This window comes from Micromonospora sp. NPDC003197, from assembly GCF_053590565.1.
Genome location: NZ_JBSFTE010000004.1, coordinates 1 through 20457, shown reverse-complemented (window position 1 = coordinate 20457; position 20457 = coordinate 1). Strand labels below are relative to the sequence as shown.

Genomic DNA, 20457 nt, shown 5'->3' with positions numbered 1-20457 from the left:
CGCACCCCCTACCGGTGACCAAGCAGCGACGACCTGAGGCCGGGCAGCCCGATGCCCGTCCACGAGCTGGTCTGCCGTGGCGGGTCCACGATGGCGGCCGACGGCCCCCAGGCCCACGAGATCGAGGTGACGGGGCCGAGGCCGCCCAAGCTCGAACCGGACGAGGAGGACGACCACGACGAGGAGACGCCGAGGGTCACCGACGGGTAGACGAAACCGTCGAACAGCGCAGAGCCGATGACAGCCCCGCCGCGCGTTCCCGAGGACGACGAGACCGTCGTCGCGTCGTCGTAGTAGGCCACCCACTCGTACGGCCGTGGCGACACGCACTGGCCGCCCCAGCCTCCACACTCGATCGGCTCGTAGCTGTACTGGACCGCTGGCTCGTCATAGGTATCGTCGAAGCCATAGTCGTCTTCGTAGGACCCGCCAAAGACGATGTCGTAGTACCCGTAATAGTCGATGTCGTCGGGGCCGTCGTCGGCGTAATACCAGCCGCAGCTAAACGTACACAACAAGTCTACGTAGCTCGGAATCCCAAGCGAACCGGAGTTGATTGACAGCACCGGTGTGGCCTTGAGCCCGTCCGGGTCCGACATCGTCACCGGATTGGCGTTGGCGTAGGAGTAGCCGTGCATCTGCTGCGGATCGTCGGTGTCGACGACCGGGTCGGCGGAGAGGAACCGGCCGCTCGCCGGGTCGTACTCGCGTGCACCCAGGTGGATCAGCCCGCCCGGTCCGGCGCTGCCGCCGACGAATCCCCGTTCGCCGTCCCACCAGCCGGGCGCGGCGCCGCGGGTGGCGCCGAACGGAAGCTGGTAACGGCGAGCGGTGGGTTGGCCGGCCTGGTCGGCGACCGCGACGGTCGGTGTGCCCTGGTGGTCCTCGACCAGCCAGCTCAGCCGCGCCGGCGTCCGCACCGCGACCACACTGCCGGCCTGGCGGTAGTAGCGGGTCGCAGTGACCGACCCGGACGTGGACCGCCGAACCTCGGTATGGCCGAGATACACCGTGGTACCCGTCGCATCGCGCCGGACGAGGCGGTTGCCGTCGGCGTCGTACAGGTTCGACTCGGTGCCGCTGGTGGCCACGCGTCCCTCGGCGTCCCAGCTGAGGGTCTGCCCCGGCCGGGAGGTGGTGTTGCCGGAGGCGTCGTAGCCGTAGGTCGCTGTCGCGGATCCGGTGCTCGCCACCGACCGCACCAGATGCGGCTGGGTGGTCTGGTAGGTGTAGGTCCGGGTGGTGTCGCCGGCGGCGGCGTGCCACACCTCACCGAGCCGGTTGCCGATCCGGTCGTAACTGTAGTCGTGCCAGTACGGTGCGGGGCCGCCCAGGCCGGCGGTCGGCGGCGACCCGGTGCAGTCACCGGCCGGCGTCCAGCTCTGAACGAGCCGCTGGAGGTGGTCGTATCGGAAGCACTGGCGGTCCGTGGTGTCGTCCAGGACGTCCGTGACGGAGGTGACGTTGCCCGCGTCGTCGTAGGTGTACGCCCGGTCCGCGAGGGTTGGCTGCGCCTCCAGGTCGCGGTACGCCGACGCGTACGCCAGCCGGCGCGTGGCCGGATCCCATCTGTAGGACCGGGAGACCTGCCGGCCCACCGGACCGGACGACTGCGAGTACAGCGCCCCGACCTCGTCATAGCTGGTCTCGGCGACGTACGGTGCGAGCCCCATCAGCGTCTCCGGCTTGCCCAACGCGTCGTAGCCGTGGGTCAGGTTCTCCTGCGCCAGGCCGCCGACCGCCGGCAGCGTCGTCGTGGCGGGCTGGTCGTCCTCACGGTAGGTGAACGTGGTGGTGTACGTGCCGCCCAGCCCGGTCTCGGCGGCCGGAATGGTGACCGCCGTGCCCGTCCGGCGCCCCCGCTCGTCGTACCCGGTGACCGCCGAGACGTACGCCCCACGGTCCGAGTGCCGCGTCGACGAGGCAAGCAGGCCCTTGCCGCCCGGCGCGGTGTCGTAGACCCAGCCGGCGAGCGTGGTGGCGCCCTCGCGGACGGCGGTGCGGCGGTCCAGGTCGTCGTAGCCGTAGCTCAGGGTCCGGCCGCGCGCATCCGTGCGGGAGGTGAGCCGGTCGGCGTCGTCATAGCCCATGACGACGGTGCCGGTGTCCGGGGCTTCGGCCTTGACCTGGCGCCCACGGGGGTCGTAGGTGTTGCGTCGCACGTTGCCCGCCGGGTCGGTGACCGTTTCGAGCTGGCCCAGCTTGGTGTACGTGTACCGGGTGGCGTCGTACGCGCCGGTCGGCGCGCCGCCGCTGTACTGCCGCAGCTCGACGGTCCGGCCGTGCCCGTCCAGGATCGAGGTCGTCGCCGTCCCGCCCAGCGGCGGATCGACGTCGACCCGGTCGCCCCCGTAGGCGGTTGTGGTGCGCCACTTCTGCGTCCCACCCGAGTAGAGGGCTTCGACGGTGACCCGGCCCGCCCCGTCGTAGGTGTACCGCGTCTCGCGGTCGGGTGCGGTGGGGACGGCGAGCAGGCTCGTCGCCGGGGCCCCGCCGTCCCAGTGCGCGTCAACAGCCTGGGAGATCTGGCCGGCGCTGTCGTAGACGGTGTCGGTGACGATCCGGCCTCCGGTCGGGGAACTGGTCTGGGTTTGCGCCGGGCGCAGCAGGCCGTCGTACAGCTCGTGGCTGACCGGACCGATCAGCGGGCGGGTGGTCACCACTGACGGTGCGCCCACGCGTACCAGGTACTCGTATCGGACGTTTGGGGTCGCGGTGGTGGCTCGGCCCGGCCGCCACACGGCGGTGAGCCGGCCCAGCGGGTCGTTCGCGGTGCGGGTGACGTTGCCGTTGGCGTCCGTGGTGGCCGAGACGGTGCCGCGCAGCGGCTCGAAGTCGGTCGTCGCGGTGTGTCCGGCCGGGTTGGTCACCACGGTACGGGTCACCGGCCCACCGGTCGCGGGGGTGTACGCGGTACGCGTGCCGTGCCCCAGCGCGTCGTACTGCTCCACCGGGCGGCCGTAGCGGTCGGGGACGGTGCGGAAGGCGGTGACGAAGCCGGTGCCGTTCCACTCCTCGACCTTGGTGAGGTCACCGGCGTCGCTGTAGGTGTTCTTGACATCGGTCAACGTCGCTCCGGTCGCGTCGCACGCCGCACCCAGGGTCTCCACCCGGCCGATGGTGTTGATGATCCAGGTGGTGGTGTTCTCGGTGTAGGTGTTGCGTACGCAGCTGTCGTCGGCCGTGGTCGCAGTGTCACCGAGGTCGCTGGTGTGCGCCAGCCGACCCCGGCTGTCGTAGCCGAACCGCTTCTCCACGGTGCGGGTTCCCCCGCCGGCAAGCGTGATGACCCGCCGCACCGACACCTCGTCGGCCAGGGTCGCCTCGAGCGTGCCGGAGGCACGCACCCGCGTCGCGATGGTCCCCATCAGCAGTGGCTGGGACGTGGTACGGCTGACCACGGCAGACCCGTCAAGCACGGTGGTCTGCCGGACCATCCCGCTGAACGCCGCCCGGTCGTCGACGCCGTCCACCGTGGTCAGGCGCTTGTCGCCGTCCGCCGTCGGGTCGTCGTAGAGCCCGCGCAGGAACAGGTATTCGGTCGACTGGCCGCCGGTACGCACCCGCACCCGCTGGTACCCGCGCCACTGCCCCCAGGACTGCTGCGCGGCGGGCAGGATCTCGGAGTCGTCGTGGCCCCACAGCACCGCACCTGGGTCGAGGTACTCGTACTGGGTGACCTTCGCCTTCCGCCCGGCGACCAGGTCCTCCTCGATCACCTCGTTGACGACGTACTTGTGGAACCAGTCCAGCGTCAGTCCGGTCCCGCCCGGGTTCCAGAACGCGGGGAAACACTTGCGTACGTTGGCGTCAGGAGTCGGAGTGCCCCCCGCGACGCAGTCGACCAGCGAATAGTTGACTTTGATCTGCCCACCGGTCTCGTTGATGATGCCGTAGATCCGGTACTTGTTGAGGGGGACCTTGTTGTCGACCGCCTCGATGCGGTTGCGTTGCATGACCCCGGCGAATTTGACCGGCGGGAGCGTGACGGTGCCACCGACGTGCCCGGTGTGGGTGATCGACTCCAGCCACAGCGCCGGTGCCGCGTCGGGGCCGGTGCTCGCGGTGTCCGGGAAGGAATGGGTCAGGGTCCAGGAATCGACGTCGCGGAAACCGCTGCCGCTGTCAACCTGCGTGGTGATCTTCGCCAGGCGCTTGCTGGACCAGAACGTCGGCGCGGTGTAGGCGCACCTGCTGGTGCCGCACTCCTGGTCGTAGGGGACGTCGGGGAAGTTGGCCGGCTCGCTGCTGGCACAGGTCGCCCCGGGCAGGCACCGGCCGGCCGGGGTGAGGACCACCCGGGCAGCGCCACCGCCGTACTCGACCCCGACCAGGTGGCCGCTGCGCACGTACGGGGTGATCGTCCCGCCACGGCTGTAGTTGTTGGTCTCCTTCTCGTACGTGTAGGTGATCGCGTTACCGTGCGGGTCGACGACCCGGTCCAGCATCCACCGGTATCCCTGCTGGCACCAGGAGCCGGCAAACGTCGACTGGTGGCAGGGCTCGCCGCCGTCATCCCCGTAGACCGGCACCGTCCAGGCCGAACTGGCGGAGGCGCTGCTCCCGAAGTGGTACTGGACGCCGCCGGGCGAGGTCAGCCGCCAGTACTCGCCGTCGCTGTCCCCGTTCGACGCGCCGAACAACTGCTCGATGCGCCAGCCGCTCTCGCGCTGCGCCGCCCAGGTGCCCGTGGCCGTGTCGCGCACCAGCTCACTGGTCAGATCGGGCAGTACCGCGACGGCGTTGTGCGACAGGTAGCACAGGTCGTTGACGCCCGCCTGGCCGTCCTGGTCACAGGCGTGGTAGGACCGCTCGATGTAGCCGGTCCGCAGGTCGAATCCCTCGCCGACCACCGACGGCTGGTTGTTGGTCGACCCGGTGCGCCCGTCGACCGTGCCCGAGTTGTAGGAAAGACTCAGATCCGGGACCGGACCGGGCAGCTGGGGCACCGCGATCGGGTACGACCAGGTGAAGTCGCCCGAGCCCAGGCCCACCTGCCAGGTCGCCGACGGTGCCAGGCTGGTCGCCTGGTAGCTGCCCGCGCTGCTGCCCGACGTGGCGGCCAGCGCGTAGACGCCATCGGCGCCGGTCGCCGTGACCCGGCCCCGGGCCGGGTCGTTGCGGCTGGTGACGGGCTGACCGTCGAGGCGTACCAGCTTGAGCCGGGCCGCGTAGTCACCGCCGTACGCGTACCGGAACCCGGTGTAGTCCACCTCGATCGGCGCTCGCCCTCGTGCACCGGTGACGCTGAAGACCAGACCGGAATCGTTGCCGGAGCGCATCACCCGCACAGTGGCCGACTGCCCGAGCCAGATCGGCGACGCGCCGGCGCGTACCAGTTTCGGAGCCTCCGCGTCGACGTTATCGACGTCGCGCGCCGGCATCTCGACCTTCGCCACGCCGGGGACCGGCCAGGTGACCTCGGGCGCCTTGCGCCAGGCGTTCCTGCTCGCCGGGTCGTCCATGGGTGCGCGGGCGGGCACGCCCGGCCCGGGTCTACCGCTCGATGCCGGATGACCCGCCGTCCCGACCGGAGCGGCCTGCGCGGAAAGAGGTTGCACCACGAGTGACAGGGCGCAGAGCAGGATCAAGCCGAAACGTCGCACAACCAGCCTCCAGCAACGAGTAGCCGGCCCGCTCTTCGAACGGGCCGGCTACAGGGTCACCACCGCTGGCACATCGGGACGCACACTGGCACGCACATCCCTCCGGCTTTGCTCGTCTCGACCGGCGTGGCTGGTCCACCCTGACGACGGACCAGCCACCCGAGCCGTCATCTACTCACGGACCCCGTACTTCTTCTCCCAGGGGCCTTTCGCTGCGGAGCCCCCGCCAGTGACGTATTGAATGGTCTCTTTGATGTTCTTCTGCAGGAGGTGGTTGGCGGCCTGACCCCCTGCCGCGCTCATGACATCTTCTATCAGGCCACTCGTCGCCTCCTTGCAACCGTCATTGTTCATGCAGCTATAGGCGGCGATCCCCGCACTGGATGCCACCTGCACCGCCGCGCCCGCTCTGCTGATTGTCCCCGCGATCGCCGCACAGCCGGGTAGCCGAGCATAGGTGCACAAACCAGCGAGAGTCAGGCCGCCGACATTCGCCGCCACTCCGGCACGCCGCACGCCCCCCAGTGTCTCTTTGAAGTTGTCGTCCGCGTATTTGATCTTGCTGGGCGGCGTCGCCGGCTCCCGCGCCGGGCCCATCCTCTTACGCTCGTTGTCCTTCTTGTTGCAGGCGGCGATGCTTCCGCCGCACTTCGCCAGCGCATCGTCGCGCTTCTTCTGCGCTGCTCGTTCCTTCTTTGCCTTGTCCCGGGCCGCCTTGGCTGCCGCTTTGGCCGCCGCCGCCTGGTTCTTGGCGCGGATCCGCTCCTTTTTGCGTTCCGCCGCCGCCTTGGCGCGAGCAGCCTTGGCCGCCGCTCTCGCCGCCGCCGCCTGGTTGCGGGCCCGAATCCGCTCCTTGCGGGCCTGCTCGGCGCGCGCCCGCCGCTGTTCCGCCTCCCACTTCCTGCGCTTGGCGGCGTCGGCCCGCTGCTGCGCGGCGCTGCCATCGCACTGCCGTGGGTTGGAGCACTTGTACTTCAGGCCGTCCGGGTCGGAAAACGTGACCGGTGAGTTGTTCGCGTACGCGTACCCGTTCATCTGCTGCGGATCGCCCTCGTCGATGATCGGATCGATCGAGATGAACCGGCCGATGTCCGGGTCGTACTCCCGCGCGCCGAGATGCACGAGCCCGGTGGACGGATCCTTCGTCCCGCCGACGAAGCCGCGTTCCGACGGCCAACTCACGGCGCTGCCGCGAGACTGCCCGAACGGGGTCTGGTATCGCCGGGTCACCGACAGGTCCGACGCGTTGATCGCCACGGTGGCGGTGCCCTGGTGGTCGGAGACCAGCCAGCTCAACCCGGCCGAGGTGCGTACGGCGACGTTGGCGTAGTAGCGGGTCGAGGAGAGAACTCCACCGGTGCCGCGATGGATCTCCAGCCCATCGAGGTAGAGGGTGGTGCCGGAGGTGTCGCGACGGATCAGCCGGTTGCCGTCGGCATCGTAGAGGAACGAGGTGTCCCCGATCTTTTCGAGTTGCCCCTCTACGTCCCAGGTGAGGTTCTGGCCCTGCCTGGTCAGCATGTTGCCGGCACTGTCGTACGTGTAGGTGTCCGTCTTCGACGTCCCGGGGCCGGTGGTGGTCACCGACTTGAGGGTGTGTGGCTGCGCCGACCCCGCTGTGGGATAGGTGTACGCCCGGGTGGTGTCCCCACCCGTCGCATGGCGGACCTCCGACAGCCGGTTCCCGGTCTTGTCGTAGGTGAACGAGTGCCAGTAGGGTGCGGGCCCGCCCAACGCCGACGCGGATCGGGCGTCGCCGCAGTCACCGGACGACGGGGTCCAGGCCTCGGTCAGCCGGGTCAGGTAGTCGTAGCCGAAGCACTGCTGGTCGCCGGAGACGGCGTCCGCGCTGGACAGCACGTTGCCGACCGGGTCGTAGGTATAGGTCACCGCCGACACGCTCGGGTCGTTGTCGTCCTCGCGGTCCATCGAGGCGAACTCCAGACGCCCGGTCACCGGGTCGAACCTGAACCCGGACCAGACCTGGCGGCCGGGGACGCCGTGCGTGGTGCTGATGATCCGGCCGAACTCGTCGTACCAGGTCTCCGCGAGATAGCTGTCCAGTCCCGCCAGCGTCTGAGGCTGATCGAACTCGTCGTACCCGTGTTTGAGGATCTCGTTGGGCAGCCCCGGCGCGGACGGTAGTGCGGTCGTGCTGAGCCGCCCGAACGCGTCGTAGGTCAGACCGGTCACGTACGTACCGACCAGCGATCCTTCCGACCCGGGAATGGTGACCTTCGACCCCAGCACACGGCCCGTCCCCTGCTGGTATCCCGTGACCTCGCTGGAGTAGGCGTTCCCGTCGACGTACCGCGTCGAGGCGACCGGCAGCCCCTTGCCGTTTGGCAACGTGTCGTAGGTCCACTCGGCCAGCTTCGTCTGCCCCTTGAACTGGCCGGTCTTGCGGCCCAACGCGTCATAGGTGGTGGTCAGGGTGTTGCCGCGGGAGTCGGTGGTGGAGAGTAGCTGGTCCTCGTCATCGTAGGTGGACGTGGTGACCCCGGAGTCCGGGTCCTCGTCGCGGATTACCCGGCCCCGCAGGTCGTACGAGGAGCGCCAGACGTTACCGGCCGCGTCGGTGACGCTCGCCTTCTGCCCGGCCCTGGTGTAGGTGTACCTCGTCGCGTCGTAGGCGCCGGTCGGCGAATCACCGTGGAACTGCCGCAGCTCGACGGTGCGGCCCTCGAGGTCGAAGACCTCCATGGTCGGTGTGCCGCCGGCTGGCGGGTCGGTCGCCGTCCAGTTCGGGCCGTACGACATCCTGGTCCGCCACTTCTCGACGCCTTCCGACATGAGGATCTCGTCGGTCTCGCGCCCGGCGGCGTCGAAGAGGTGTCGGGTCTGCGTCAGCACCCTGTCGTCGGCGACCAGGAACAACGAGGTCGCCGGGGCGGAGTCCTCGTTCCAGTAGTCGTCGTTGGTCCGGTCCACCCTGCCCTGGCTGTCGTAGAAGGTGTCGGCGATGACCCGCCCGCCGGCCGGCGACGGCTTCTGTGTCTGGCGCAGCCGCAGGAAGCCGTCGAAGAGGCTCCGGCTGGCCAGGTAGGAGCCACTGGACAGCAGCGTGCTGCTGGTGACGACCGATGGCGCGTTGGCGCGCACCAAATAGGAGAACGTCGCCGACGGTGATTCGCCGGCCGCCTTGCTGCGACCCGGGGCCCAACCGGCGGTGAGACGCCCCAGGGCGTCATAGGTCATGTCGCTGCGTACGCCATTGGCATCGACCGCCGACAGGACAGTGCCCAGCAATGGATCGACAGAGGTGGTGTCGGTGTGGCCGAGGGCGTTGGTCACGGCCACTCCCGTCACCGGCCCACCGGTCTGCGGGGTGTACGTCACCGTGCTCTCGTCGCCGGACGGGTCTATCGACTCGATCGGACGGCCGTGCACGTCGTACCGCGCGGAACCCATCGACACGTAGACACCCGGCTCGGAGACCTCCTCCGACTTCGTCAGGTCGCCCTTGACCGGTGGTGCCGTGATGGTGGTGGCACCGTCGTAGTAGTGGCGCTCGTCGGCGATCAGGTCCACGCTTGACGGCGTGGCGTCGCAGTTGACGCCGACCGTTTCCATCCTGGCCACGGTGTCGACAATCCAGGATGTGAGGTTTTGCGTGTACGACGTCCGGGCGCACGTGTCGTCGTCCGGGGTGGAAACGTCCCCGCGGTCGTCGGTCAGAATCACCCGGCCGTAGTCGTCGTAGGAGTAGATGGTTTCGGTTACCCAGACACCATCCGGATGCTTGGTGTACTCGCGCTCGGACCGTTCCTCGGTCAGGTACGCCTCCAGCGGGCCGCTCGGCCGGTTGCGGCTGGCGGTCTTACGGATCTCCAAGGGTTCCGAGATGGTCCTGCTCAGCCAGTCGCTGCCCTGGAAAGTGGTTACTTCGCGGGTGAAGCCCCGCCGTACCGGCTTGTCCTCGATGCTGCCGCCCTGCGAGTCGCTGACCCACACGTCACGCCGCGCCCCATTGGACCGCAGGTCGTCGTCCATGCCCCGCAGGAACAGGTGCTCCTCGACGCTCTGCGGCCCGGCCAGCGGATCGCCGTGCTTGACCCGGGTGCGTTGGTAGCCACGGAACTGGCCCCACGACTTGAACCGGGTCGGGGTCAGCTCACCCGTGTCGTGGGTCCACCCGGCGCCCCCGAGGTATTCGTACTCCGTAACCTCCGCCGCGTTCCTGCTGCCGGTCAGGTCCCGCTCGACGACCCTGTTGACGACGCTTTTGTGGAACCAGTCCAGCGTCGGCTCGGCCGAGCCACCCATCAGCCAATACCCCGGATAGCAGGCCATTGTGTTGCTGTCCGGCACGGGTAGGCTCGACCGGTCGCACTGCGACTCCGCATACGTGACCTCGATCTGACCACCGGTCTCGTTGGTGATCGTGTTCAGCCGCCACTTGTTGAACGGGCGGGCCATGTCGAGCCCGTCGACCCGGTTTTCGCGCAGCTCTCCGTCGAACTGCACCGGCGGCATGGTCACCGTCCCGCCGACGTGTCCGGCGTTGACGATCGATTCCAGCCACAGCCCGGGAGTGGTGCCGTCTCCGTTCGACGGGAACTCGTGGTGGAGCGTCCACGACGCCACATCCCGGTACCCGGCGTTGTGGTAGACCTGGGTTGTTATCTTTGCCAGCCGCTTCGCCGTCCAGAACGTCGGCACCGTGATGTCGCAGGTCGTGCTCGTGCACTGTTGGTCCAACGGCACGTCGGGAAAGTTCTGCGGACTGGTTGTGGGGTCGCAGACGGTCCCGGGGATGCAGCGCGGCGCCGTGGTGAACTGGACGCGCCCGGGCGCGGGAGCGGTCGAGCCGTCGCGGAACCCGTAGTCGATCCGGTTCAACTGCCCGGCCCGCACGTACTGCGCGCGGTTGTAGTAGTTGGTTTCGGTGTCGTAGTAGTACGCCATCGCATCGCCGTGGGTGTCCACGACATAGTCGAGGTTCCACCGGTACGCCTGGATGCACCACGCGTTGGCGAACACCGCCTGGTAGCACGGCTCGCCGGCGTCGTCACCGAAGACCGGTGCCGTCCACGCCGACTTCGCCGCGGCGGAACGGCCGAAGAAGTACTGGGTGCCATCCGGCGCGGTCAGCCGCCAGTACTCTCCGTTGTTGTCTCCGTTGGCCGCGCCGGTGAGCAGTTCCACTCGCCAACCGCTATCCCCTTCGGACTTCCACACACCGGTCGCGTCGTCGCGGACCAGCTCGCCGGCGATACCCGGCAGTGTGACGGTCGCGTTCTGCGAGACGAAGCAGAGCTCCTGCGAGGTGGCCTGCCCGTCCTCCTTGCAGGACTGGTAGGAGCGCTCGATGAACCCGGCCTGTGAGTCGAAGCCCTCACCGATAATCGACGACTGGTTGTTCGTCGCGGCCATCCGCCCGTCGACGGTGCCGGAGGAGTAGTTGAGGCCGAGGTCGGGGGTCAGCCCGGGAAGGTCGGGCACGCCGATCGGATACGACCAGCCGAAGTCACCGGAGTTCAACCCGACCTGCCAGCTCAGCGACGGCGCCAGGGTCGTGGCCTGGAAGCTGCCGTTGGAGCCGCTGGCCCCGGCGGTAACCGCGAACAGGCTCGCCTGGGCAGCAGTCGGCCCGTTGTCAGCGCCCTGCCCGCTCGGCAGGCGCTGCTGCTCCGGCAGCGGCAGCTCGGCCCGCAGCTTTCCGTTCTTCAGGTCGTTGCGGCTCGGGAACACCTTGCCGTCGTGAACCCGCACGAACTGCAGACGCGAAGCCCAGTCGCCACCGTAGGCGTGCCCCAGCCCGCGGTAGTCGACCTCGACGGATGCGGTCCTGGTCCTGGTTCCGGCCCCGTCGCTCGAGACTCGCAGCAGCAGGCCCTTGACCCCGGCACGTATGGCGGCGGCCCGGTCGAGCACCTCCGCTCGTATCCCTTTGGGAGCGGTGGCCTTGGCCTGCCAGCTCGCGGGCGGCGAGGAGCGAAGGAACGTGGCCTCCTCGGGACCCGGCCGGTGCCCGGCACCCTGCACGGCACTGGTACCCGGCACCGACGCCGGCTTTGATCGGTCAGGACGACGTGGATGATCTGGTTTGGCCTGCGTCGGCGCGGCAACCAGTAGGGTCGCCACCAACACCGCCCCGGTCACTGACGCCACAACCGCGCGCCATTTCCTTACTCGTTCTGTCATGCGGGTACGATTGGCCAGCGCCGCACGCCGATGTGCATTCCGGAGCGCACACCGCCCCGGCGACCCGACGCCAACCGCGTTGGTAGTGCGGCGCCGGGCCAGAGCCGAGCCGCACCTGGGGATCCCCGCGCAGAATGGCCTCGTGCAGCGCCGTCAGCAGCGGGCTTGGCCGCGCCTTGAGGTCGATGGCCAGATGCCCGCAGGCACGCCTGAACGCGTCGACGGCAGCCGCGACATCACCGCTGCGGCTACACGCCACCATGAGATGGCCCCAGGCCCGCTCGCGGTATGGCTGGCGGCTGAGGAAGTCATGCAACAGCAGGCGGGCACGATCGGGTTCGCCGGCCTCGATCAGCAGTTCGGCGAAGTCCTCCACGGCGGACTGCCACTGGACGAGCAGCCCCTGTGCGTATCCGAACAGGGCAGGCCCCTGCGGCACGTCGAGCATCGGAGAATCGCGGTACAGCGACACCGCGTCCGCGAAGAGGCCGATCGCCGAAGCCGGGTCACCGCGGCGCCGCGCACCACGACCTTCATCGATCATGGCCTGGAACCGCAGGGCATCCACGCTACCGCCGATGGTCAGAGACCAGCCATGGCGGCCCTGTAACAGCTGACCACCCAGATCCACCGCCCACAGCCGCAACTCGGCCAGATAGCTGCGAAAGTTCGAAGCGGCCGAGGCAGGCACGGCGTCACTCCACAGTTCGGTGTAGGCCGTCGTCCGCCGTACCATCCGGTCGCGGTCGAGTAGCAGCATCGCCAGCAGCGTGCGCGCCTTCCCGGTCGGGATGGGCACCAGGCAGCCTCGGTGCCGCACCTCCATGGGACCCAGCAGGTTCACGGCTAACTGATCCATGGAAGGATCGTCATTTCGCCGAGCGCCGAATGTCCAGGGCCGCTCAGCATAAGGATCGTCATTTCGCCGAGCGCCGAATGTCCAGGGCCGCTCAGCATCCCGAATGCAGGCGAACAAACCCGAACAGCCACCTACGGCGGCGGAACGGCCAGCCCTGCGTGAACGGTCAGCGCAGCCGGCAGGCTTGAATGATCGCCCCGGGGGCGCCAGCCAGACGGGCTATGCCTCGGCATGCCCGTCGCCGGCCCGCCCGGCCTGGTAACGCGAGCGGCCATCCACGGCGGTCGCGCTACCGCAGGGCGGCCCGGATCGTAACGCCCGCCGAGCCCCGCAGATCCTCAACCGGATCCGCCGAATCTTCGGTGAACCCCAGCCTGAGGTTCCCCCGGTAGCTGATGCGCGAACACGACCTTCGGGGCGTGTTCCTGCGTAAGGGCTGGCGGGGCGGGTCCACCAAGCCCAATCCGAAGGCCGACCCGGTACCGGACCTGGTCAACCGGCAGTTCACCGCCGACGCTCCGAACCGGCTGTGGGTAGCCGACGCCACCCGCATCGCCTGCGGCGAGGGTGTGCTGTGGCTGGCCGCGGTCCGCGACGCGTTCTCCAACAGGATCGTCGGGTGGAAGACCTCCGACCGGTGCAACACCGACCTCGTCCTTGGTGCCTTGGAGTACGGAACCTGGTCACGCGACGTGCGTGACGGGCAGTTGATCCATCACAGCGATCGTGGGTCGACCTACACGGCGATCAAGTTCTCCGGCGGACGATGCGGAGGGTGGTGGCCAGGATTCGGGTGGCCCAGTCCACGAGGCGGCCGGCGAAGCCGCCGTCGGCGAGAACGAACCGCACGGGTGTGGCCAGGTAGAGGCTGAGCAGGGTCGACTTCGCGCCGTCACGGTCCTGGACGTTGGCGGCGCAGACCATGACCACCAGGAGCAGGCCCAGTGTGTCGGTGACGATGAACCGTTTCCGGCCGTTGATCTTTTTGCCGGCGTCGTAGCCGCGGCTGTCCCGGGCGACGGTGTCGACGGCTTCGACGCTCTAGGAGTCGATGATCCCCGCTGACGGTTGGGAATTACGGCCCTGGCTGACACGTACCTGTTCGCGCAGCTGCTCGAGGATGCGTTGGGTGACGTCTTCGGTCTCCCAGCGCACGAAGTACCAGTAGACGGTCTGCCATGGTGGGAAGTCGATCGGTAGTTGCCGCCACGAGCATCCGGTGCGTACGACGTAGAGGATGGCGTCCACGATCGCCCGACGGGGGTGTTTCTCCGGTCGTCCACCTGGATGTGGTGGTGGCAGCAGCGGGGCGATGTAACGCCACTGGGCGTTGGTCAGATCCGAGGGGTATCGGCGTCTACGGGGCACGCCCCAGTCAACATTGCATCAACGACCATCAGTCGCACACCCGGCGCGAACAGCGCTTCTCAAACACTCACTCAGTCTCCCGATCGTTTTCCTGGTGAATCTCGCGATGGATCTCGCGTTGGGGCTGCTCTCCCCAGCTCTCCCAGCGTCAGGGAAAAATGCCCGCCCTTCGGGCATTGGAGATGTTGGTCGGCGCAAGTTGGGCAAGCCTAGGAGAGACCTTGGATTCGCAGGCAGACACCACTGTCTCGATAGTGAATTTTCGGCCCGCGGTCGTCCGATCTGCACCAATCTGCTTGGCGCTCGAAACAGCCGGGCGGGCCCCTGCTTACGGTTGAGTATTCCAACCTTGATCCCTCCCACAAACGAAATCCCCGCCACCCCCTGGACAGTCATAGCACCACTTCAGCCGGGCGGTCCTCCCTCTTCTCAGCCTGCAATGCTCTCTGCTCTGAGCTTCCCGTCCCCTACTGCACAAGCAAAGCCTTTCGCCCCTGCCCGAACAGCATCCACCAGAACTACCTCTGGCAGCACTTCTCGTTACAATGCAAACCCCGACAGGCTTGGCAACGGAGGTTGCGTGCTCCGTATTCACTTCAATGCAGATGACCTGGCCCGAGTCCGAGTGACCAACGGTTGGGGGCCACTGGCTGAGACGTGCTTCAGCCTCACCCGACTGCGACGACACGGACTGCGGGATCCTCTCCGAGGTTGGGCGGCGCGGGTTCGTCAAATGACATCTGGCCTGACACACCCCTGCGCCTCGCTCTTCGATGACGGGAAGATCGATCTGTTGACCGTCACCGGTCCCGCCGGAACCATCGAGGAAGGCCTGACAGCGCTGCTAGCGGCACACCCGGAGCACTTCCGAACCGAATTCGCGGCCTTCGTCAAGGCGCGGCGTAGGGACCAACTCCGCAGCTTGGCCCCTACGGGAGACCTCTCCGGAAACCTAGCCGACAGACTTCGGCTGGCCACCTTCCTAAATGACTATCACCGGGTCGCAGTCGCGCCGCACTGGTCTCAGATCAGCGCCCGCCTGAGCGCCGAGGGCGCTGCCCTCACTCAAACACTCGGAACCCAGGGAGTGGATGGCCTGCTGGCCCGACTCGCGCCCTTCGCCCGCTGGCGGGCGCCGGTGCTGGAGGTAGGCGGTACCTTCGATCGTGACGTAACCCTAGACGGGAAAGGACTGCTGCTAGTGCCGACGGCGTTTCACGACTCGGCGCCGACCGTGTGGTTCAACGAAGCCGACCATCAAAAGCCGCCGCTGCTCTTCCTACCAGTGATGCGGGATCCCGGCGACCTCGCCGCCACTCTGGTCAAGCCATCCGAGGTGAATCGGCTGGCCGCGCTAGTCAAGCTCCTCGGTCGTACCAGGGCTCACGCTTTGGACAGCATCGGCACTGGGCCCTGCACGACAGCAGAACTCGCGCGGCGGCTCGCCGCCTCCCCAGCCAACGCGAGCGAGCACGCTACCGTGCTCCGCGACGCCGGTCTGATCGCCACGACCCGGCAAGGACAAGCTGTGCGGCACCAGCTAACCGCCCTGGGTGAGCAGTTGCTCCACGGCACCTCTGTTGGGGTCTGTCTCCCCGGCGGCTCTGTCTCACATTCGGCGCTGACGGAGGGTGGTGGTTAGCCGAGCAGGATGCGATGTCGTAGGAGAGTGAAGCCCACGCGTCCGCGGCGGTCCCGGTACGTCCATGGTTGCGCTGGTCAGACTGACCGGGAGGGAGATGCCGCCCGCGTCGTCCCGGCAACCTCAACTGGCACGGCCCGTCTGGTGACGCACTTCCACGTCGACTTCTCGTACTGACCCGGCCGCACCCTGTAGGGTGCCGGAACTGGGTGGCCGGCACTGAGCTGAGCGAATGTGGTGGTCTGCGGGTGTCGCGAATGATCGGCGATCGTGTCGCTGCGTCTGCTGTACCAGAGTGCACCAACCACGTATTGATCTACAACGAGCGGCGCCGCACTGACCGTGGTCGGCGAACACGTGGACCACTTCGACAACCACCGGCGCACCAGGAACGACAGCAGCGGCCACCCAACCACGGCCCGACCGTCGTCATCCCATGGACAAGTCCGTACGACGCCGACGACGACTCAGCGGAGTGATCGACGAATACCACCGGGCAGTCTGACATGATCTTCGAACACCAGGTCACAGCCACTGCAGCAAGTCTTGGCACGGTATACGCGTCACCTGCGCGGACGATGTTTTCGGCAAGCAAAAGACAGCAGAGCAACCAGTCCCTCGACGCTGGTCACAGTCGAGGCGGTTCCTGTGCCGTTACGGACGGAAAGCGCGCCGGATCGGCGGCGCGCAGCAGGCCGTAGCCAACCCCGGCGATGCCGGAGAAGAAGCCGGCGATCTCGACATTGCGTGGTAGACCGCAGAGCCAGCCTCGCTCGTCGATGGCATCCATGATCCCGCTCGCATGCCGCTGGGCCACCTCGGCCAGGGCGGGGTCGGCGAGCTGCCGCGCGGCAAGCAGCAACAGTTCCAGGCTGCCGAAGTCGCCATGACACATGGACAGCCCGTACCCGAATCCGCGGTCAATCGTGGTGCGGATGGAAGTATCCAACTCCATCCGCAGCGCCGGATCGTCCAGCACCGGCATGGTCAGCAGCTTGGCTATGCCGATTCCCGGCGCGCCGTGACACCACGCCACCCGATCGGTCGTCACGTCACGCTCCGACTCGATCCGTACTGCGGCGACCGGCTCGACAGCGTGCCGGACATCCCGCCAGTTGCCGGTGGCCGGCTCGAACAACTCCCGCTCGTAGGCGACCGCCCGGGCCGCGGCATCCCGGTACCGTTCGTCGCCAAGTACTCGGGTGGCGGTCGTCAGCGCCGCAGCGATCCCGGCCGTGCCGTGGGCGAAGCCCGCCAGTGGTTGGCTGGCCAGCCCGTTCTCCTGCATCAGCCTGGGCAACCAGCTGGCGCCCGCACCGTACGGCTGCTGGTTGTCGACCAGGTGGTCGGCGGCCTTCCGGATCAGGTCGAGAATGCTGCCGGCACCGTCGACCTGATGGAGCCCGGCCAGCGCGAGCAGTGAGCCGGCGGCCCCGTCGGCGACCGCGAACTCGGTGTCCTGACCGATCGTGCGGCCGATCCGGGCCGCCAGCGTGTGTGCCTCCCTGAGAAGCTCCTGATCCGCCCACAGCTCACCCAGGTGGGTGAGCGCGTACACCATGCCACCGAGGCCGCACAAGCCGCCGAAGTCGGCGTTGGCGGTGGGGTGTACGCGGCGAAGCGCTCGACGACGGATCTGCCGAACCGCCGCAGCCGCCGCTTCCCAGGCGAGCCCACGTAGCTGTCGGTCGCCACTGGCCTCGGCGTAGTAGCCGAGGAAGAACGCGACGCTGAGGACGCCGTCGTACATGCTCGGGCTGAGTGCCCCCACCGACCAGGTACGTGGACGGGTACGGTGCGGGCCTATCCACAATGCCTCACCGTCGGCGCGGACCGCGATCTCGGCCAGTCGATGCGCCACCTCGGCCGCGCCAGCCAGGAATCGGTCCGGATCGGTCGGCCGTTCGGCGGGGCGAAAGTCGTAGTACGTATAGATTTGTGTCTCGCCACGCTGGAGCGCGTTGGTGGCGATGCAAGAGCGAACCAGCCAGAGCTGCCGGGCCAGGTCTGCCTCACCAAGCTCAGCCAGTGTGGCCAGCGCGCGGTCCAGGCCGGGTTCCAACGGTACGTCGGGCAGCGGGGAACCCGCGCTGTCGTACAGCACCGTACCGCCTGCGGTCGCGGCGAACACTGGAACGTCGTTGCGCCATAGGTCGCGCCGCTCGGCCTCGATGACGCCGGCCAGCCCGGGCCGGTACACCGCGTCCCGCCAGAGCCAGTCGAAGTGTCGTTCCCGGTCCAGGCCTCGGCGAAGCACATCCGGATGGAACGACGTGTCCAGCAGCATCGCGTACGTCACCGTGTCCCGGATCAGCACCCGAATCTCGTCGTCAGCGAACGTACGCAGCAGTTCGGTCACCTCGTCGCGGTGCCGCATCAGGGTGCGGTACACCTGCGCGAAGCCGGCCGATACGTCGTCGCTGTAGTCCAGTAGGCGTAACTCCTCGTCGCCGGTCACCGGGCGATGCGCGGGCGTGCCGAGCTCCTGCCGCTCGATCCGTATCCGCATCGCGTCGGTGCCCTCGGCGTGTATGTAGGGCAGCCGGATCGGCGAGCGTTGCCCCGGGCTCCAGCCCAGACCGCTCAGGTCCACGTTGCCCTGCGCAGTCTGCCAGGTGCCCGTGGGCAACAGCCCAGCCTGCAGAACCGAACCACTGGTCAACTGGGTGATCGCCTGTTCGGCCTCCGACTCGCCGACCATGACCAGCGTCGACAGGCCAGGCTCAAACAACGTTTCCAGGTCCACCAACACGGGCTGGTCGCCGTCTGCGATCACGTTCTCGCCATGGAAGTCGGCGGCCCGCACCAGGTAGAGCAGGGCCAGAAGGCCGCCCTGGCGGCAGTAGAAGCGGTGGAGTTCGACGGTGTCGCGGCACGGGCGCGCGGTCACGAACTCGACCCAACCGTAGTCACCACGATCCAGATAGCGCAGCGTCCGCAGCGCCATTCCCTCGGTGCGCGCGTTGACCCATTCGAGTAGGCGCTGGAAGTGCACGTCCACGCCGACCGGTCGGGGCTTGTAGACCACTCGCAGCCCGCTGGTGAAGCGCACCATGCCCACCGACTGCCCGTCTCGGTGGTTGTCGCCGAGGCCCGTGGTCACCTCCGCGACCCGGCCCGGATCGGTCCCGCCCGCGAACTGTTCGGACAGGGCGGGCAGGTCCGCCGCCAGCCGGTCGAGCAGCCGGGCCGTCTGCGCCAGCCAGGCCCGACTGACCAGTACGAGTTGCCGGGCCAGCACCGGATAGCGGCACAGCAGAGACCACCGCCGCACGGGGGTGCGCAGCTGGTTCAGGAAATTGTGCAGCCGCTCGGCGGGCGTGTCACCGGACAACTGCCCCGTGACCGAGGCCACGCCGAGCTCAAGCATCATGGTGCGGCAGAGCATCGCGTTGAGGCGGGGCAGCAACCCACCGGCCAGCAGCACACTCGGCACTACGGCCGGATCGGCGAAGGTCGTCTCGTAGGCAGCCAGGTGCTCACCCAGCTTCTTGAGCATCACTGCGGCGATCGGCTCAGCAACGGCCAGGAACGGAAAGTCTTCTGCTCGCCATGGCGGAGAGTCGGCCAGTTCGTTGCGCGGATCCGCGTACCAGCCGGCCAACTCCCGTACCCACGGCAGTGCCGCCAGCTCGATGTCCGGATCACCAGCGGCCATACCGTTCGCCGAATCTGGTGGTGCGGCTGCCTCTGCCGCAAGTAGCCGGGCGAGGGTGGGCTCGTCCAGCCTGGCCACGGCAAGACGGGTAGCCCACAGCCACCCGTCTTCGGTGGAGCTTGTGCCGGCCTGATCGAATGAGACCGCCGAGCGCCAGTCCCGTAACCGCTGCCGTGCCCTGATGAGTTCGTCCGGGCCGGCGTGCACCGACCTGTTCAGCCACTCCGACAGCGTCTGCGCCGCTTCAACGGGAAAGCCAGTCAACGGAATATCAACAGGCACAGCACGCGGGACCGGTGCTGGCTGGTCCGGTGTTACAAGGGGTCATATAGGTGCTACACGCCTCGTACATCTCCACCAGCTCGGCCAGTTCGGCGTTCAGGTCCCCGGCCGGGTGCGCCGGTAGCTGCGCAAGTTGATCTGCGCTGAGTGTCGCGCGGTAGTCCGTGTCGGTCCAGGCACGGACCACATCCGTTGTGGGCATCGCTGTCCTCTCGCTCGGTGCTCCACGTCGAGCAAACATAGTTCGACGGGAATGATTGTCTCACCGATGCTGCCGCGATGCACTTCAACGGTCCACAAATGACGAAACGGAACATACCGACCGCTCCGCATCTTCACCTGACGAACTACCTCTGGTACGCAACGGCCACTCGAACTGCTCCACAGCCGCCGATGGACGCGGCGAACCGGCCCTTCAATTCGCCCTTTGTAGAAGACCTCTTCGATCCGCAACTGCCGGACCAAGAAGACGATCGTTACGAGTTCAGCGGGCATGGGCGGCCGCACGGTGGAAGGACGGCCGATAGTCGCCACCTGTGACAGTTCGCTTACCGTGGCGGCGTACGCCGGGTCCGCCGCCAGGGGAATTGGGTGCTCGCCGGAGAGAGGCGACGACTACGGTGCTGCAATGGCGGTGTGGGAGCTCTGGCGGCAGGACGACAACGGCAACCGAGTCCGGATGGGCGTCTTCGCTGATCGAATCGAGGCGTTGGCTAGATGATTGAGTCCTAAATCTTTGCTGGTGGGAGGTGCCGGCGTACTGGCACAGGGAAGGGTGTCGTTGTCTGCTCGTGACAGCCGACATCAACACCCTTCTGACCGCACTGTACGTGTTCGTAGACGATCACCTGGTACCGCGTCGCCGCCGTCCCGGCCGGCCCCAGCGGTTGTCCGA

Annotated in this window: 8 protein-coding genes and 2 pseudogenes; 3 read left to right on the top strand and 7 right to left on the bottom strand. The window is 67.8% G+C overall.

Annotated elements, in window-relative coordinates; all coding sequences use genetic code 11:
- Positions 1-8: 8 nt before the first annotated feature.
- The 3 genes from ACWDV4_RS05730 to ACWDV4_RS05720 form a co-directional block, all read right to left on the bottom strand.
- Positions 9-5606, bottom strand: coding sequence for an RHS repeat-associated core domain-containing protein (locus ACWDV4_RS05730; protein WP_449975176.1), 5598 nt, complete (start codon positions 5604-5606; stop codon positions 9-11).
- A 171-nt stretch (positions 5607-5777) separates the two neighbouring features.
- Positions 5778-11612: an RHS repeat-associated core domain-containing protein gene (locus ACWDV4_RS05725; RefSeq protein WP_449975175.1), complete on the bottom strand. Its 5835-nt coding sequence runs from the start codon at positions 11610-11612 to the stop codon at positions 5778-5780.
- Positions 11613-11631: 19 nt separating this feature from the next.
- Positions 11632-12612 (bottom strand): AfsR/SARP family transcriptional regulator, encoded by a 981-nt coding sequence (locus tag ACWDV4_RS05720; RefSeq protein ID WP_449975174.1) that lies wholly within the window; start codon positions 12610-12612, stop codon positions 11632-11634.
- Between the two features lie 395 nt (positions 12613-13007).
- Here ACWDV4_RS05720 and ACWDV4_RS05715 point away from each other — a divergent pair, with 395 nt between their 5' ends.
- Entirely contained in the window at positions 13008-13484 is a 477-nt protein-coding gene (locus tag ACWDV4_RS05715) for a transposase (protein WP_449975172.1), read from the top strand.
- On the opposite strand, the pseudogene ACWDV4_RS05710 reads toward ACWDV4_RS05715, so the two are convergent.
- Together ACWDV4_RS05710 and ACWDV4_RS05705 are read right to left on the bottom strand one after the other, a co-directional pair.
- Positions 13420-13617, bottom strand: a pseudogene (locus ACWDV4_RS05710) (transposase); the annotation flags it as partial. The gene ACWDV4_RS05715 and the pseudogene ACWDV4_RS05710 overlap by 65 nt on opposite strands.
- Before the next feature lie 36 nt (positions 13618-13653).
- Positions 13654-13980: a transposase gene (locus ACWDV4_RS05705; protein ID WP_449975170.1), complete on the bottom strand. Its 327-nt coding sequence runs from the start codon at positions 13978-13980 to the stop codon at positions 13654-13656.
- Between the two features lie 733 nt (positions 13981-14713).
- Here ACWDV4_RS05705 and ACWDV4_RS05700 point away from each other — a divergent pair.
- Positions 14714-15622, top strand: coding sequence for an ArsR/SmtB family transcription factor (locus ACWDV4_RS05700; RefSeq protein ID WP_449975168.1), 909 nt, complete (start codon positions 14714-14716; stop codon positions 15620-15622).
- Between the two features lie 628 nt (positions 15623-16250).
- Here the strand turns inward: ACWDV4_RS05700 and ACWDV4_RS05695 are convergent.
- Positions 16251-19544 (bottom strand): type 2 lanthipeptide synthetase LanM family protein, encoded by a 3294-nt coding sequence (locus tag ACWDV4_RS05695; RefSeq protein ID WP_449975167.1) that lies wholly within the window; start codon positions 19542-19544, stop codon positions 16251-16253.
- Between the two features lie 7 nt (positions 19545-19551).
- Complete coding sequence (locus ACWDV4_RS05690; protein ID WP_184532092.1) at positions 19552-19764, bottom strand: mersacidin/lichenicidin family type 2 lantibiotic; 213 nt, start codon at positions 19762-19764, stop codon at positions 19552-19554.
- A 589-nt stretch (positions 19765-20353) separates the two neighbouring features.
- Here ACWDV4_RS05690 and ACWDV4_RS05685 point away from each other — a divergent pair.
- A pseudogene (locus ACWDV4_RS05685) lies at positions 20354-20457 on the top strand (IS982 family transposase); the annotation flags it as partial.